The organism is Burkholderia sp. JKS000303, assembly GCF_002563755.1.
Classification (GTDB): Bacteria; Pseudomonadota; Gammaproteobacteria; order Burkholderiales; family Burkholderiaceae; genus Burkholderia; species Burkholderia anthina_B.
In genome coordinates this window covers 1317555-1333162 of the sequence record NZ_PDBZ01000001.1, presented here as the reverse complement: position 1 = coordinate 1333162, position 15608 = coordinate 1317555, and the positions used below count along the sequence as shown (strand labels likewise).

At 61.1% G+C, this 15608-nt stretch carries 11 protein-coding genes and 3 rRNA genes; 5 read left to right on the top strand and 9 right to left on the bottom strand.

From position 1 onward, the window contains the following. Positions 1 to 13: 13 nt before the first annotated feature. Positions 14 to 1111 (bottom strand): 4-hydroxyphenylpyruvate dioxygenase, encoded by a 1098-nt coding sequence (hppD, locus tag BX604_RS06410; protein ID WP_098550027.1) that lies wholly within the window; start codon positions 1109 to 1111, stop codon positions 14 to 16. 211 nt (positions 1112 to 1322) lie between these two features. Between hppD and BX604_RS06405 the strand changes: the two genes are divergently transcribed. After that, a complete protein-coding gene (locus BX604_RS06405) occupies positions 1323 to 1847 on the top strand; it encodes an Lrp/AsnC family transcriptional regulator (RefSeq protein ID WP_098550026.1) in 525 nt (174 codons plus the stop codon). A 67-nt stretch (positions 1848 to 1914) separates the two neighbouring features. Here the strand turns inward: BX604_RS06405 and BX604_RS06400 are convergent, their stop codons facing one another. The 8 genes from BX604_RS06400 to paaA form a co-directional block, all read right to left on the bottom strand. Further along, a complete protein-coding gene (locus BX604_RS06400) occupies positions 1915 to 2562 on the bottom strand; it encodes a GNAT family N-acetyltransferase (protein WP_098550025.1) in 648 nt (215 codons plus the stop codon). A gap of 232 nt (positions 2563 to 2794) precedes the next feature. Continuing rightward, complete coding sequence (locus BX604_RS06395; RefSeq protein WP_098550024.1) at positions 2795 to 3400, bottom strand: TetR/AcrR family transcriptional regulator; 606 nt, start codon at positions 3398 to 3400, stop codon at positions 2795 to 2797. Positions 3401 to 3422: 22 nt separating this feature from the next. Beyond that, on the bottom strand, positions 3423 to 4238 hold the full coding sequence (locus tag BX604_RS06390) for a DUF1835 domain-containing protein (protein WP_098550023.1): 816 nt from the start codon (positions 4236 to 4238) through the stop codon (positions 3423 to 3425). A gap of 129 nt (positions 4239 to 4367) precedes the next feature. Further along, positions 4368 to 5456 carry a 1,2-phenylacetyl-CoA epoxidase subunit PaaE gene (gene paaE, locus BX604_RS06385; protein WP_098550022.1) on the bottom strand — a complete coding sequence of 363 codons (1089 nt, stop codon included), beginning with the start codon at positions 5454 to 5456 and terminating at the stop codon, positions 4368 to 4370. A gap of 2 nt (positions 5457 to 5458) precedes the next feature. Continuing rightward, a complete protein-coding gene (gene paaD, locus BX604_RS06380; protein ID WP_098550021.1) occupies positions 5459 to 6022 on the bottom strand; it encodes a 1,2-phenylacetyl-CoA epoxidase subunit PaaD in 564 nt (187 codons plus the stop codon). A 27-nt stretch (positions 6023 to 6049) separates the two neighbouring features. Further along, positions 6050 to 6853 (bottom strand): 1,2-phenylacetyl-CoA epoxidase subunit PaaC, encoded by an 804-nt coding sequence (gene paaC / locus BX604_RS06375; RefSeq protein WP_098550020.1) that lies wholly within the window; start codon positions 6851 to 6853, stop codon positions 6050 to 6052. 9 nt (positions 6854 to 6862) lie between these two features. After that, positions 6863 to 7147 (bottom strand): 1,2-phenylacetyl-CoA epoxidase subunit PaaB, encoded by a 285-nt coding sequence (gene paaB, locus BX604_RS06370; RefSeq protein WP_006752453.1) that lies wholly within the window; start codon positions 7145 to 7147, stop codon positions 6863 to 6865. Between the two features lie 36 nt (positions 7148 to 7183). Beyond that, positions 7184 to 8182, bottom strand: a complete 999-nt coding sequence (paaA, locus tag BX604_RS06365) for a 1,2-phenylacetyl-CoA epoxidase subunit PaaA (RefSeq protein WP_098550019.1) — start codon at positions 8180 to 8182, stop codon at positions 7184 to 7186. Between the two features lie 200 nt (positions 8183 to 8382). On the opposite strand from paaA, the gene BX604_RS06360 reads away from it, so the two are divergent. The 4 genes from BX604_RS06360 to rrf all read left to right on the top strand — a co-directional run bounded on the left by BX604_RS06360 (position 8383) and on the right by rrf (position 15278). Further along, positions 8383 to 9648 (top strand): SGNH/GDSL hydrolase family protein, encoded by a 1266-nt coding sequence (locus BX604_RS06360; protein ID WP_098550018.1) that lies wholly within the window; start codon positions 8383 to 8385, stop codon positions 9646 to 9648. Between the two features lie 570 nt (positions 9649 to 10218). Next, positions 10219 to 11751: ribosomal RNA gene (locus tag BX604_RS06355) — 16S ribosomal RNA — on the top strand. A 398-nt stretch (positions 11752 to 12149) separates the two neighbouring features. After that, positions 12150 to 15031, top strand: a 23S ribosomal RNA gene (locus BX604_RS06350). A 134-nt stretch (positions 15032 to 15165) separates the two neighbouring features. Further along, positions 15166 to 15278 (top strand): 5S ribosomal RNA (gene rrf, locus BX604_RS06345). Together the 16S, 23S and 5S rRNA genes form the textbook arrangement of a ribosomal RNA operon. Positions 15279 to 15608 lie beyond the last annotated feature (330 nt).

Genomic DNA, 15608 nt, shown 5'->3' with positions numbered 1-15608 from the left:
CCCGGGCGTTGCGTCAGGCCTTGTCCTGCACCACGCCGCGGCGGATCTGGTCGAGTTCGATCGATTCGAACAGCGCCTTGAAGTTGCCTTCGCCGAAGCCCTGGTTGCCCTTGCGCTGGATGATCTCGAAGAAGATCGGCCCGATCTGGTTCTCGGTGAAAATCTGCAGCAGCAGGTCGTCGCGCGCGCCGTCGATCAGGATCTTGCGCTTCTTCAACTCGTCCAGCGATTCGCCGTGGTCCGGCACGCGACGGTTGACCAGCTCGTAATACGTGTCGATCGTGTCGAGCAGCTTCACTTCCTTGCCGCGCAGGCCGTCGACCGCGCCGTAGATGTCGTTCGTGCCGAGCGCGATGTGCTGGATGCCTTCGCCGTGGTACGCGTCGAGGTATTCCTGGATCTGGCCGGCCGTGTCCGAGCCTTCCTCGTTGATCGGGATCCGGATCTTGCCGCACGGCGACGTCATCGCCTTCGACTTCACGCCCGTCACCTTGCCTTCGATGTCGAAGTAGCGCACTTCGCGGAAGTTGAACAGGCGCTCGTAGAACTCCGCCCATTCCTGCATGCGGCCGCGATGCACGTTGTGCGTCAGGTGGTCGATATAGGTGAGGCCGTGGCCGGCCGGGTTCGGGTTCGCGCCGGCGATCGGCTCGAAGTCGACGTCATAGATGCTGATGTCGCCGATTGCGCCCGGCTGCGCGCCGTTCTTGCCGCGCCAGCGGTCGACGAAATAGATCAGCGAATCGCCGATGCCCTTGATCGCCGGGATGTTCAGCTCCATCGGGCCGGTCTTGTTGTCGAAGCCCCACGCGCCGAGTTCGAGCGCGTGCTGGTATGCCTTCGCAGCGTCCTGCACGCGGAACGCGATCGCGCAGATCGACGGGCCGTGCAGGCGCGCGAAGCGTTGCGCGAACGAATCGGGTTCGGCGTTGATGATGAAGTTGATATCGCCCTGACGGTAGACCGTCACGTCCTTGTGGCGATGGCGTGCGATCGCGGTGAAACCCATCCGTTCGAACAGTTGTCCGAGTGCTTTCGGATCCGGTGCGGTGTATTCGATGAATTCGAAACCGTCGGTGCCGACGGGGTTTTCCCAGTTGGGGATCTGCATGCCGTGTCTCCAGTGTGCTTTGCGATGCGCCCGGGCGTACGGGGCTCGGGGCGGTTCCATGTCGAAGGTGGCGCGCGCCGCGGCGCGCACAACGAATCGGTTCATGCGACAAAGTGTAGCGGGCGGGGCGGAGCGTAAACTTGCGAACTTGATCGTCCGTGCCTACGATGGCGCAATTTCCAGTCTTGAAATAATCAACGGAGGGCAGAAAATGGCGCAGGTCGAATTGGATGCGATCGACCGGCGGATTCTCGCGATTCTTCAGCAGAACGGCCGCCTGTCGAATCAGGAGATCGCCGAGCGTGTGAACCTCTCGCCGAGCCCGTGCCTGCGGCGAATCCGGCGGCTCGAGGAGATCGGCGTGATCACCGGCTACGTTGCGCTGCTGGATCCGCAGAAGCTCGGCCTCGATCTGCTCGCGTACGTGAGCGTGCGGCTCGAGAAGCGCGGCGGCCTGGCGCCGGTCCGTGCCGACGAGACGTCCGCGCGCGCGGGCGCGACCCACGCGGACCTGTTCCGCGCGGCCGTGCAGACCTGGCCGGAGGTGGTCGCGTGCCACGCGATGACGGGCGACATGGATTACCTGCTGCGCGTGCAGGTCGAGGACATGGCGCATTTCTCCCGCTTCGTGCAGGAGCATCTGCTGCACCATCCGTCGGTGATCGACGTGAAGACGAGCTTTTCGCTCGAGTGCTTCAAGGAGACGACGGCGTTGCCGATCCGGTTGGTGCGTTAGCGCGCGGTGCCGTGGAGAAGGGAACAGGAGAAGACCGGGCGCCGTGCGGCAGCCCGGTCGGCCGACATCACGCCGTCAGCGCGGCGGGCATCAGCGATTCGATGAACTTCGACGTGCGGTGGGCCTGGCGCTTGAGCGCGTAGTCGAACACCGCAGCCTGCTCCTGCAGCATCTCGGCGATGATCGTCGAGTGGTCGGCCGGCGGCAGCGACAGGTACGCGTCGGCTTCGCCGTACGCATACTCGATGCGCATCCCGGACTTCTTCGCGATGTGCATCATCGTTGCGTTGCGCGACAGGCAGTGCATGTACAGCATCGTCACGCGCGTGTTGCGGCTGCGGATGGCCGCGCGCTCGAACAGCTTCGAGCCGACGCCGCGGCCGCGCGCGCTTTCGAGCACCGACACGCCGAATTCGGCCGTGCGCTTGTCGCCGTCGACCGGCAGGTAGGCCAGATGGCCGACGCCGATCAGCTCGAGCGCGTGGTCGAATACGCCGAATACGGTGTCGCGACCGAAGTCGATCGTACGGACATAGTTCTCGATCACGTGGTCGGGGACCATCTGGCCGAAGCGCAGCAGGCGGTCCTCTTCGTCGAGCGAGAGAAAGTGGGTGAGCATTCGCTCACGGTCTTTGGAAGCCAGTTCCCTGACGAGAACCGGCGCATTGGCGGCGTTGCCGACTGCGTCGGCACGGCCGTTGAATTGCGTGTTCATCGTGGGTTCCTCAGTCTGTGACAGCACAACGGGTTGTGCATTGCAGCAGCATTTTACCCGAGCGCAGCCCCGAGATTGGGGAAAACCCGTACTTTGTCTTGAGGATGAATTCTAAAACCGCTTAGTTAATAAGCTATCGTATTGATTTTAAAGCGATTTAAAATTCATCACATTAAATGTGCGGCGGGGCGCCGCACTGTGCCCGCTGCGCAACGATGCTGCTGCGCGGCAATCAGGCGCCGGGGGCCAGCCCGCGTTCCATCAGGTCGATGACCTGTTCGGCGAAGTCGCGGTAGCCGAGGCGGCCGCCCGGCTTCAGCCACGTGAACGTCCAGTTGATCATCCCGAACACCATCATCGTGACCGACGTCTGGTTTTCCTTCGAGACCCGGTCCGGATAGGCGCGCGCGAGCTGACGCGAGAAGGCCGCGACGATGTCGCGCTGGCGGTCGAGCACGATTTCGCGCTGCGCGTCCTCCAGATACTTCACGTCGTTGAGCAGCGCGACATGGCGGCTGTGCGACGTCTCGTACTCGGCGAGGAACGCGCGCACGAGTTCGGCGAACGCGTCGCGCTCGCTGAGCCCGCGCCGCTGGCTCGCGCCCTCGACCTCCGCGATGATCAGCATCAAGCGCTTCGTGTAGCGATCGAGCAGGTCGAACAGGATCGCTTCCTTGCTCTCGTAATAGTGATAGAGACGTGCCTTCGACGTGCCGCTCGCGGTCGCGAGATCGGACATCGACGTGCTCGGGTAGCTCGTCTGCGCGAATTTCTCGGCGGCGAGATCGAGGATCTGCTCGCGCTGGGATTCGTGGTCGGGCGCTCGGGTACGGGCCATGGTCGAATGCTGAAGAGTAGCGTTAGCGATGCGCGGCTGCCGCGCGCACCTGCGTGGAAGAGAGGGCGGTCGGCGCGTCGTCCTGCAGCTCGAGCCGTCCGGCCGCCGCGAGTTCGCGACAGCGCCACCAGGCGATCGAGTCGCTGACGAACAGCCCGCCGCGGTCGGCGCTGGCCATGATGCCGCCGACGAGCTGTCGCGCGGGCAACCAGCCGGGTTCCGTATGCGCGACGATCAGCGCATCGAGGTCCGCGTACTGGCCGCTCTTGATCGTGTTGCTGACCCAGTAGCGCAGCTCGGCATTCAGGTGTTTCGCCTCCTGCCACTCGAGCGCGAGGCGACCGATGCGCAGCACCGAGATCGGCGCGGCCACCGGCCGTTTGCGGGCCAGCGCCGCGGGCGAGAACATCCCGGTCGAGCATGCCTGGTCGCCGCGGGCCAGCGCCGCGCGCTCGGGCGCGTCGAGGTCGGCCGCGGACAGCCGGACCTCGTTCAGGCGTTGCGGCACGTTGCGCAGATGATAGGCGACGCGCCGCAGCAGCAGCTTGTCGCCGACGCTCGGCGCATGCCAGACGACCACCTGGCCCGTGTCCATCGCGAGCTGGTCGAGACGTGCGAATTCGTCTTCGACTTCCGCGTTCCAGTCGGGAACCTGGTCGCCGAGCACGCGCTGCCAGAAGGCGGCGCGCGTGTCGGGCGTCTCGTCGGCGCCCTTCAGCGGCCCGACTGCGAGATCGTCGAGCAATCCGACGACGAGCTCGTCGCGTCCGGCTTGGGCGAGGGCCTCGCGCAGCGACGCGGCAGCGGTGCCGCCCTGAATCACGTGAATGGTACTCATCGGCCTGTCATCAACAAAAGAAAACCGCCGGCCGGGCGGACGTTGCAACGTCCAGCCGGCCGGCGGCCCCTAGTGTAAGCGAGATGTGTGACGACGAGAAACCGGTGCGGCGCGCCGATGCGACGCCGCTCAACGCTCGTCGTAGCTCACGACGACCTTGTCGCTGATCGGATGGCACTGGCACGTGAGCACGAAGCCGTCCTTCACTTCGTGTTCCTCGAGCGTGTAGTTCTTCTCCATCCGGACTTCGCCTTCGATCACCTTCGCGCGGCACGTGCAGCACACGCCGCCCTTGCACGCATACGGCAGCGCGAGGCCCGCGCGCAGGCCGACGTCGAGCAGGCTCACGCCTTCGTACGGCAGGCGCAGCTTGCGCTTCTTGCCGTCGAGCACGATTTCGAGGTCCGCCGCCGGCGTCTGCTCGGTGATCTCGACGACGGGCGCGCCGGCCTGCGGCAGCGGGGTGCCGAAGCGCTCGACGTGCACCTTCGCCTGCGGCACGCCGGCCGCCTTCAGCGCGGCTTCGGCCGCGTCCATCATCGGCCCGGGGCCGCAGATGAATGCTTCGTCGATTGCGTCGGCCGGCGTCAGCGTGTCGAGGAATTCCGCGCATTTCGCCTGGTCGAGCACGCCGTTGAACAGCTCGACGTCCTGCAGATCGTCCGACAGCACGTGGTACAGGACGAAGCGGTTCATGTAGCGGTTCTTCAGGTCCTCGAGCTCTTCCGCGAACATGATCGCGTCGACGCTGCGGTTGCCGTAGATCAGCGTGAACGTGCTGCGCGGCTCGAGTTCGAGCGTCGTCTTCACGATCGCGAGCACCGGCGTGATGCCCGACCCGCCGGAAAACGCGACGTACTGTTTACCGAGGTCGGCGTTCAGGTGCGTGAAGAAGCGGCCGTCCGGCGTCATCACGTCGATCGTGTGGCCCGGCTTCAGCGAGTCGAACGCGAAGTTTGAGAAGCGGCCGCCGCGCACGCGCTTGATGCCGATGCGCAGTTCGCCGTCGCGGTCGTAGTCGGTCGTGCCGACGCAGATCGAGTACGAGCGGCGCGTTTCCTCGCCGTCGATGTGGGTCTTCAGCGTGACGAACTGGCCTTGCGTGAAGCGGTACGCGTCGCGCAGCTCGGGCGGCACGTCGAACGAGACGGTAACGGCGTCGGCGGTCTCGGGCCGCACGTCGCGGATACGCAGCGGATGAAATTGCGGAGTCGCCATGATCAATAGGGTTTGAAGTAGTCGAAGGGTTCGCGGCAGTCGACGCAGCGATACAGCGCCTTGCAGGCCGTGGACGCAAATTGCGCGAGACGCTCGGTGTTGGCGGAGCCGCAGCGCGGGCAAACGGGCGCCGCGACCGGCCGCGGCACGAAGCGCACGACGTTTTCCCGCGGCGCGGCGCTGCCGCACTGCCCGACGGGCGGCGCGATGCCGTACTCGCGCAGCTTGTCGCGCGCTTCCTGCGTGATCCAGTCGGTCGTCCACGCGGGCGCGAGCACCGTCTCGATCCGGTGCGGCGGCAGGTCGGCGGCCTGCAGCGCGGCGGCGATGTCCTCGGCGATCTGCGACATGGCCGGGCAGCCGGAGTAGGTCGGCGTGATCACGACTTCGAGCAGGCCGTCGTCCGCACGACGGACATCGCGCAGGATGCCGAGCTCGCGGATCGACACGACCGGGATTTCGGGATCGGGCACCGCTTCAAGCACGTCCCACGCGCGCGCGAGCAACGGATCGTTGCGATGCGCGGCGGATGCGGCGTTGGCGGGGGCGGCGGTCTGGACGGACATCGTCGGGCTCTCCGTTGGGTCGGTCGATTACCAGGTCGCGCCGGGGTGCTGGCGCGCGAGGCTCTGCATTTCCGCGAGCAGGTAACCCATGTGCTCCGAGTGCTCGCCCTGCTTGCCGGTGCTCACGTGCTGCACGGGCGCCGGCAGGGTCAGCGTCGCTTCCGCGAGCGCATCGTCGACATCCGCGCGCCATGCCGCTTCGAGCGCGGCCGGTGCCGGGGCGATGCCCGGTGCGGCGACGGCGTCGTCGATTGCGTCGGCTGCGAAGAATTCGCGCGTGTACGGCATCAGATAGTCGAGCGCGGCCTGCGCGCGGCGATGCGATTCGTCGGTGCCGTCACCGAGACGCACTAGCCATTCGCGCGCATGTTGCACGTGATAGCGGGTTTCCTTCACCGATTTCGCGGCGATCGCGGCGAGCTGCGTGTCCGTCGACGTTTCGAGCGCGGTCCACACGTGCAGCATCAGCGTCGCGTAGAGGAAGTTGCGCACGATCGTCACCGCGTAGTCCTTGTCGGCGTGCGCGGTGCCGGCGAGCGGGCCGTAGTGCGGCAGCTCGGCGAGCGTGAAGTTCGCGAACTCGCGCTCGGTGCGGAAGTAGGCGTAATCGTCTTCCGTCTTCGCTGCGCCGTTGAGCTGGCGCTCGAGTTCAGCGGCGTGCGTGTACAGCATGCGCGCCTGGCCGATGAGGTCGAGGCTCATGTTGGTGAGCGCGATGTCTTCCTCGAGGACGGGGCCGTGGCCGCACCATTCGGCGTTGCGCTGACCGAGAATCAGCGCGTTGTCCGCGAGGCGCAGCACGTAGGAGAGGTGTTCGGGCGTGATCGTCATGGCGCGGCGTTACATGTGGTTGACTTCGTCGGGCAGCGTATAGAACGTCGGGTGACGGTAGATCTTGTCGCCCGCCGGTTCGAACAGTTCGGCCTTCTCGGCCGGGTCCGACGCGGTGATCGCCGACGACGGCACCACCCAGATGCTCACGCCTTCCTGGCGGCGCGTGTAGACGTCGCGCGCCATGCGCAGCGCCATCGACGCGTCGGCTGCGTGCAGGCTGCCGCAGTGCTTGTGATCGAGGCCCTGCTTGCTGCGCACGAACACTTCCCAGATCGGCCATTCCTTGTTCATCACTCTCTCCTGAATCCTGTATTCGATGGTTGCCGCTCAGGCGGCGTGCTGTTCGGCGCGGGCACGGCGTTTCGCTTCGTGCGCGAGCGCGGCTTCGCGCACCCATGCGCCGTCGTCGTGCGCCTTCACGCGGGTCGCGAGGCGTTCCTTGTTGCACGGGCCGTCGCCGTTGACGACGCGCCAGAATTCATCCCAGTCGATCGTGCCGTAGTCGTGGTGGCCGCTCGCTTCGTTCCATTTCAGGTCCGGGTCGGGCAGCGTCACGCCGAGCACCTTCGCCTGGTCGACCGTCGCGTCGACGAATTTCTGCCGCAGGTCGTCGTTCGAGATCCGCTTGATGCCCCATTTCGCGGACTGGCTGCTGTGGACCGAATCGGCGTCGCTCGGGCCGAACATCATCAGCACCGGCCACCACCAGCGGTTCACCGCTTGCTGGACCATCGCGCGTTGCGCGTCGGTGCCCTTCATCATCGACAGCAGCGCGTCGAAACCCTGGCGCTGGTGGAACGACTCCTCCTTGCACACGCGGATCATCGCGCGTGCATACGGCCCGTACGTGCAGCGGCACAGCGGGATCTGGTTCATGATCGCGGCGCCGTCGACGAGCCAGCCGATCACGCCGACGTCGGCCCAGGTCGGCGTCGGGTAATTGAAGATGCTCGAATATTTCGCCTTGCCGGCGTGCAGCGCGTTGATCAGCGAATCGCGCGATACGCCGAGCGTTTCGGCTGCGCTATATAGATAGAGGCCGTGACCAGCTTCATCCTGGACTTTCGCGAGCAGGATCGCCTTGCGCTTCAGGCTCGGCGCGCGGGAGATCCAGTTGCCTTCCGGCAGCATGCCGACGACTTCCGAGTGCGCGTGCTGCGAGATCTGGCGCACCAGCGTCTTGCGATAGGCATCGGGCATCCAGTCCTGCGGTTCGATCTTGCCGTCCGCGGCCATGATCGCGTCGAACCGCGCTTGCTCGGGCGACTCGGCTGCGGCGTCGAGCGGCGCGACGTTGCCGGGGATGTCGAGGGATTGCGTGTACATGGCGGAGGTTCTCGTCCGGTTGAATGTGTGCGAAGTATAAATCAACCGACCGGTCGGTTAATAAATTTCTTGTGGATTTCAGGCGTGACTCGGGTAAACGAGGGGCGTCGGGGCGCGATCGTCGTGCGTGAAGGCAGTCCGTTGCGTGAGACGGGCGGCTTCTGCGGCACAATGCCCGCTTTCCGATGAGGATTTCGCCGATGTCATTCCGAAGCAGTGTCGTCGCGACCGTACTGGGCGCGTCCGTTTTCCTGTCGCCGCTTGCGGCCTCGGCCGCGCCGGCCGGGTGGGTCGCTGCGTGGGCGACCGCGTTGCAGCCGATTCCCGACCTGGCCGCACCACCGCCGCTGTATCGAGCGCCCGATGTGGCGGGGCGGACCGTCAGGCAGATCGTCTACCCGACGGTATCGGGGCGCGCCGCGCGGATTCGCGTCAGCAATGCATACGGCCGCGCGCCGCTGGTGATCGAGGATGCTGGCCTTGCGCGTGCGGGCGACGGCGCCGCACTGGCCGAGCGCTCGGCTGCGCCGGTGCGCTTCGGCGGCAAGGCGTCGGTGACGCTAGCGCCGGGCCAGGAGCTCGAAAGCGATCCCGTGGCGATCGACGTGACTGCCGGGCGACCGTATGCGATCAGTCTGCGGATGGGGGCGAACCAGCGGATGACCGTCTGGCACCGTGTGTCGAACCAGTTCAATTACGTGTCGACGCCGGGCGATCATGTGGACGATCCGGGTGCCGGTGCATTCCGTACCCGTTTTACTCAATATGCGTGGGTGACGGAGCTGGCGGTCGAGGCCGGTTCCGCGCGGGCGAGTGTCGCGGCAATCGGCGACTCGATCACCGACGGGCTGCGTTCGAGCCTGAACCGGAACCATCGCTGGCCGGACGCGCTGACGCGCCGGCTGACTGCGTCGGGGGCGGAGTCACTCGGCGTGGTGAATCTCGGCATCAGCGGGAACCGGTTGCTCAGCGACTCGGCGTGCTACGGCACGTCGCTGGCATCGCGGTTCGAGCGCGATGCGCTGTCGCGTGCGGGTGTGAAGGCCGTGATCGTGCTGATCGGGATCAACGACATCAACTTCGCGGCGATGCCGCCGCGCGCAGGGCTCGATTGCGACAACCCGCATACGCAGGTCACCGCCGCGTCGTTGATCGACGGCTATCGCCGGTTGATCGAGGCGGCGCATCGCCAGGGCGTGAAGGTATTCGGCGCGACGCTCACGCCGGCGGGGTTGCCGGCGGGACGCGAGGCGATCCGGCTCGAGGTGAACCGGTGGGTTCGGAGTGGCGGCGGATTCGACGGCGTGGTCGACTTCGACGCGATATTGCGCGACCCGGCGCGCCCGAGCGTGCTTCAGCGCCGGTATGACAGCGGCGACGGCATTCACCCGAGCGACGCCGGCTACGCGGCGATGGCAGAAGCGGTACCGATGGAGCAACTGCAGGCCGCCGCCGGCGGCAAGTGATGTCACCTTATATATAGAGCGATGGGTGGTGGCTGACGTCAGGTTCGCAGTGGCCACGTTGCTCGTTGCCCCCAAAGCCTCCGTGCGCGGCAGCGCACGGAGGCTTTTTCAAAATATTTTCACAAAAGGGCTTGCGGAGATTGGGGTGGGTGCTTAGAATCACGCCTCTTTCGCGCTAACGGAAACGCAGCGCGGGGGAAGAAGGAAGGGAAGCGGTGCGGTCGAGGTTGCTGTAGAGCCCCGGCACACAAGGTGTTGAACCCCAGCCGTCGCAACGAAGTAGTTAAAAAAGTTGTTGACGAGTTGAAAAAGACGGTTCATAATCTCGCTTCTCTGCTGCTGAAAACGCAGCGCTGCTGAGAAACACGAAGTTCCTCGCAGAAATGCTCTTTAAAAATTAACAGCCGATAAGTGTGGGCGCTTGATGGACGCGAGCTGATCCTCGGATCAGATAGCGAAAGTATCAAGAGTCTCACACTAAAGTAAGTCAGGTTTATGAAGCAATTCATATTCCTGTCAGCTTTGAGTGAGCGACCGGTTCTTAACTGAACCGAAAACAGTAACAGGTTTAAACTGAAGAGTTTGATCCTGGCTCAGATTGAACGCTGGCGGCATGCCTTACACATGCAAGTCGAACGGCAGCACGGGTGCTTGCACCTGGTGGCGAGTGGCGAACGGGTGAGTAATACATCGGAACATGTCCTGTAGTGGGGGATAGCCCGGCGAAAGCCGGATTAATACCGCATACGATCTACGGATGAAAGCGGGGGACCTTCGGGCCTCGCGCTATAGGGTTGGCCGATGGCTGATTAGCTAGTTGGTGGGGTAAAGGCCTACCAAGGCGACGATCAGTAGCTGGTCTGAGAGGACGACCAGCCACACTGGGACTGAGACACGGCCCAGACTCCTACGGGAGGCAGCAGTGGGGAATTTTGGACAATGGGCGAAAGCCTGATCCAGCAATGCCGCGTGTGTGAAGAAGGCCTTCGGGTTGTAAAGCACTTTTGTCCGGAAAGAAATCCTTGGCTCTAATACAGTCGGGGGATGACGGTACCGGAAGAATAAGCACCGGCTAACTACGTGCCAGCAGCCGCGGTAATACGTAGGGTGCAAGCGTTAATCGGAATTACTGGGCGTAAAGCGTGCGCAGGCGGTTTGTTAAGACCGATGTGAAATCCCCGGGCTCAACCTGGGAACTGCATTGGTGACTGGCAAGCTAGAGTATGGCAGAGGGGGGTAGAATTCCACGTGTAGCAGTGAAATGCGTAGAGATGTGGAGGAATACCGATGGCGAAGGCAGCCCCCTGGGCCAATACTGACGCTCATGCACGAAAGCGTGGGGAGCAAACAGGATTAGATACCCTGGTAGTCCACGCCCTAAACGATGTCAACTAGTTGTTGGGGATTCATTTCCTTAGTAACGTAGCTAACGCGTGAAGTTGACCGCCTGGGGAGTACGGTCGCAAGATTAAAACTCAAAGGAATTGACGGGGACCCGCACAAGCGGTGGATGATGTGGATTAATTCGATGCAACGCGAAAAACCTTACCTACCCTTGACATGGTCGGAATCCTGCTGAGAGGTGGGAGTGCTCGAAAGAGAACCGGCGCACAGGTGCTGCATGGCTGTCGTCAGCTCGTGTCGTGAGATGTTGGGTTAAGTCCCGCAACGAGCGCAACCCTTGTCCTTAGTTGCTACGCAAGAGCACTCTAAGGAGACTGCCGGTGACAAACCGGAGGAAGGTGGGGATGACGTCAAGTCCTCATGGCCCTTATGGGTAGGGCTTCACACGTCATACAATGGTCGGAACAGAGGGTTGCCAACCCGCGAGGGGGAGCTAATCCCAGAAAACCGATCGTAGTCCGGATTGCACTCTGCAACTCGAGTGCATGAAGCTGGAATCGCTAGTAATCGCGGATCAGCATGCCGCGGTGAATACGTTCCCGGGTCTTGTACACACCGCCCGTCACACCATGGGAGTGGGTTTTACCAGAAGTGGCTAGTCTAACCGCAAGGAGGACGGTCACCACGGTAGGATTCATGACTGGGGTGAAGTCGTAACAAGGTAGCCGTATCGGAAGGTGCGGCTGGATCACCTCCTTTCTAGAGCTTCTCGCAAAGTTGAGCGCTCACGCTTATCGGCTGTAAATTAAAGACAGACTAGCTGTCTGCGGTTAAACCGGTTATAATGCCGGCCGCTTTCAATAATCTTCAATGACAAACATTCGAATGAAGTTTGGTTCGAGTTTTTCTCATTGGCGATTGAGCCAGTCAGAGTGATATGAGTAACACCATATCGGCTGTCGTTCTTTAACAATCTGGAAGAAGTAAGTAATTTGGATAGCGGAAGCGTCTTGAGATGGACGTGGAAACTATCCGGGTTGTGATTGTATCGATGTATCTCAAGATGATTCGAACTCTATGTTTGACTCAATTGGAATACGGCACAAATGCGAGAACTCAACCTGTAGCGAACTGTCGATGAGACAGACTCGTTATAGGGTCAAGCGAACAAGTGCATGTGGTGGATGCCTTGGCGATCACAGGCGATGAAGGACGCGGTAGCCTGCGAAAAGCTACGGGGAGCTGGCAAACAAGCTTTGATCCGTAGATGTCCGAATGGGGAAACCCACTCCTTTTGGAGTATCCATAGCTGAATACATAGGCTATGCGAAGCGAACGCGGTGAACTGAAACATCTAAGTAACCGCAGGAAAAGAAATCAACCGAGATTCCCAAAGTAGTGGCGAGCGAAATGGGATGAGCCTTGCACTCTTTATTTGTATTGTTAGCCGAACACTCTGGAAAGTGTGGCCATAGCGGGTGATAGCCCCGTAGGCGAAAACAGTACGAAAGAACTAGGTGTGCGACAAGTAGGGCGGGACACGTGAAATCCTGTCTGAAGATGGGGGGACCATCCTCCAAGGCTAAATACTCGTGATCGACCGATAGTGAACCAGTACCGTGAGGGAAAGGTGAAAAGAACCCCGGGAGGGGAGTGAAATAGATCCTGAAACCGCATGCATACAAACAGTCGGAGCCTCGAAAGGGGTGACGGCGTACCTTTTGTATAATGGGTCAGCGACTTACGTTCAGTAGCAAGCTTAACCGTATAGGGCAGGCGTAGCGAAAGCGAGTCCGAATAGGGCGTTCAGTTGCTGGGCGTAGACCCGAAACCAAGTGATCTATCCATGGCCAGGATGAAGGTGCGGTAACACGTACTGGAGGTCCGAACCCACTAACGTTGAAAAGTTAGGGGATGAGCTGTGGATAGGGGTGAAAGGCTAAACAAACTTGGAAATAGCTGGTTCTCTCCGAAAACTATTTAGGTAGTGCCTCGTGTCTCACCTTCGGGGGTAGAGCACTGTCATGGTTGGGGGGTCTATTGCAGATTACCCCGCCATAGCAAACTCCGAATACCGAAGAGTGCAATCACGGGAGACAGACATCGGGTGCTAACGTCCGGTGTCAAGAGGGAAACAACCCAGACCGCCAGCTAAGGTCCCCAAATATAGCTAAGTGGGAAACGAAGTGGGAAGGCTAAAACAGTCAGGAGGTTGGCTTAGAAGCAGCCACCCTTTAAAGAAAGCGTAATAGCTCACTGATCGAGTCGTCCTGCGCGGAAGATGTAACGGGGCTAAGCTATATACCGAAGCTGCGGATGCGTGCTTTGCACGCATGGTAGGAGAGCGTTCTGTAAGCCTGCGAAGGTGTCTCGGAAGGGATGCTGGAGGTATCAGAAGTGCGAATGCTGACATGAGTAGCGATAAAGGGGGTGAAAGGCCCCCTCGCCGTAAGCCCAAGGTTTCCTACGCAACGTTCATCGGCGTAGGGTGAGTCGGCCCCTAAGGCGAGGCAGAAATGCGTAGCTGATGGGAAGCAGGTCAATATTCCTGCACCATTGTTAGATGCGATGGGGGGACGGATCGCGGAAGGTTGTCCGGGTGTTGGAAGTCCCGGTCGCTGCATTGGAGAAGGCGCTTAGGCAAATCCGGGCGCAGGATTCAAGGGTGTGGCGCGAGCTCCTTAGGGAGCGAAGCAATTGGAAGTGGTTCCAAGAAAAGCCTCTAAGCTTCAGTCTAACGATGACCGTACCGCAAACCGACACAGGTGGGCGAGATGAGTATTCTAAGGCGCTTGAGAGAACTCGGGAGAAGGAACTCGGCAAATTGGTACCGTAACTTCGGGATAAGGTACGCCCTTGTAGCTTGATGCCCCTGCGGGCAAAGGGTGAAGGGGTTGCAATAAACTGGTGGCTGCGACTGTTTAATAAAAACACAGCACTCTGCAAACACGAAAGTGGACGTATAGGGTGTGACGCCTGCCCGGTGCCGGAAGATTAAATGATGGGGTGCAAGCTCTTGATTGAAGTCCCGGTAAACGGCGGCCGTAACTATAACGGTCCTAAGGTAGCGAAATTCCTTGTCGGGTAAGTTCCGACCTGCACGAATGGCGTAACGATGGCCACACTGTCTCCTCCCGAGACTCAGCGAAGTTGAAGTGTTTGTGATGATGCAATCTACCCGCGGCTAGACGGAAAGACCCCATGAACCTTTACTGTAGCTTTGCATTGGACTTTGAACCGATCTGTGTAGGATAGGTGGGAGGCTATGAAACCGGAACGCTAGTTTCGGTGGAGCCGTCCTTGAAATACCACCCTGGTTTGTTTGAGGTTCTAACCTTGGCCCGTGATCCGGGTCGGGGACAGTGCATGGTAGGCAGTTTGACTGGGGCGGTCTCCTCCCAAAGCGTAACGGAGGAGTACGAAGGTACGCTAGGTACGGTCGGAAATCGTGCTGATAGTGCAATGGCATAAGCGTGCTTAACTGCGAGACCGACAAGTCGAGCAGGTGCGAAAGCAGGTCATAGTGATCCGGTGGTTCTGTATGGAAGGGCCATCGCTCAACGGATAAAAGGTACTCTGGGGATAACAGGCTGATACCGCCCAAGAGTTCATATCGACGGCGGTGTTTGGCACCTCGATGTCGGCTCATCTCATCCTGGGGCTGTAGCCGGTCCCAAGGGTATGGCTGTTCGCCATTTAAAGAGGTACGTGAGCTGGGTTTAAAACGTCGTGAGACAGTTTGGTCCCTATCTGCCGTGGGCGTTGGATATTTGAAGGGGGCTGCTCCTAGTACGAGAGGACCGGAGTGGACGAACCTCTGGTGTACCGGTTGTCACGCCAGTGGCATCGCCGGGTAGCTATGTTCGGAAGAGATAACCGCTGAAAGCATCTAAGCGGGAAACTCGCCTTAAGATGAGATATCCCTGGGGACTAGATCCCCTTGAAGGGTCGTTCGAGACCAGGACGTTGATAGGTCAGGTGTGTAAGCGCAGTAATGCGTTCAGCTAACTGATACTAATTGCCCGTAAGGCTTGATCCTATAACAAGTCTGTTTCGCGCTGGATAGCGCGTCGGACGGGTTGGATTCTCGTGTGTGCGATACACACAACTCAAAAAATTACTGCTTCTTCCAAGATTGGTTGTGCTGCGAAGCCAGCGCAACAACCCTCTTTGCCTGATGACCATAGCGAGTCGGTCCCACCCCTTCCCATCCCGAACAGGACCGTGAAACGACTCTACGCCGATGATAGTGCGGATTCCCGTGTGAAAGTAGGTAATCGTCAGGCTCCCTAAGCCGAGAACCCCCGCCCGAAAGGCGGGGGTTTTTGCATTTGAGCGGCGGAAATGCAGGTGGGCGATTCGGGCATCCAATACCGCCACGGGGGTGAGCCGGCCAGGCAGCTACCGGCTGCACGTCGATCTCGGGCGATCCCGATCACGCGGGGCAGCAGGCTCGATTCCACCGGAGCTGGGCCACTTCACGGCCGTGACGATGCGCTTCGCGCTGCTCGAGGCGAGGCGCGTGAATTGACGATTCTTTGGTTATTTCTGGGTATTTGAGCCTATATTGGCGTGATCTGCCGCCAAAAGAACGAATGCAGGCCCTCGCCAATGCG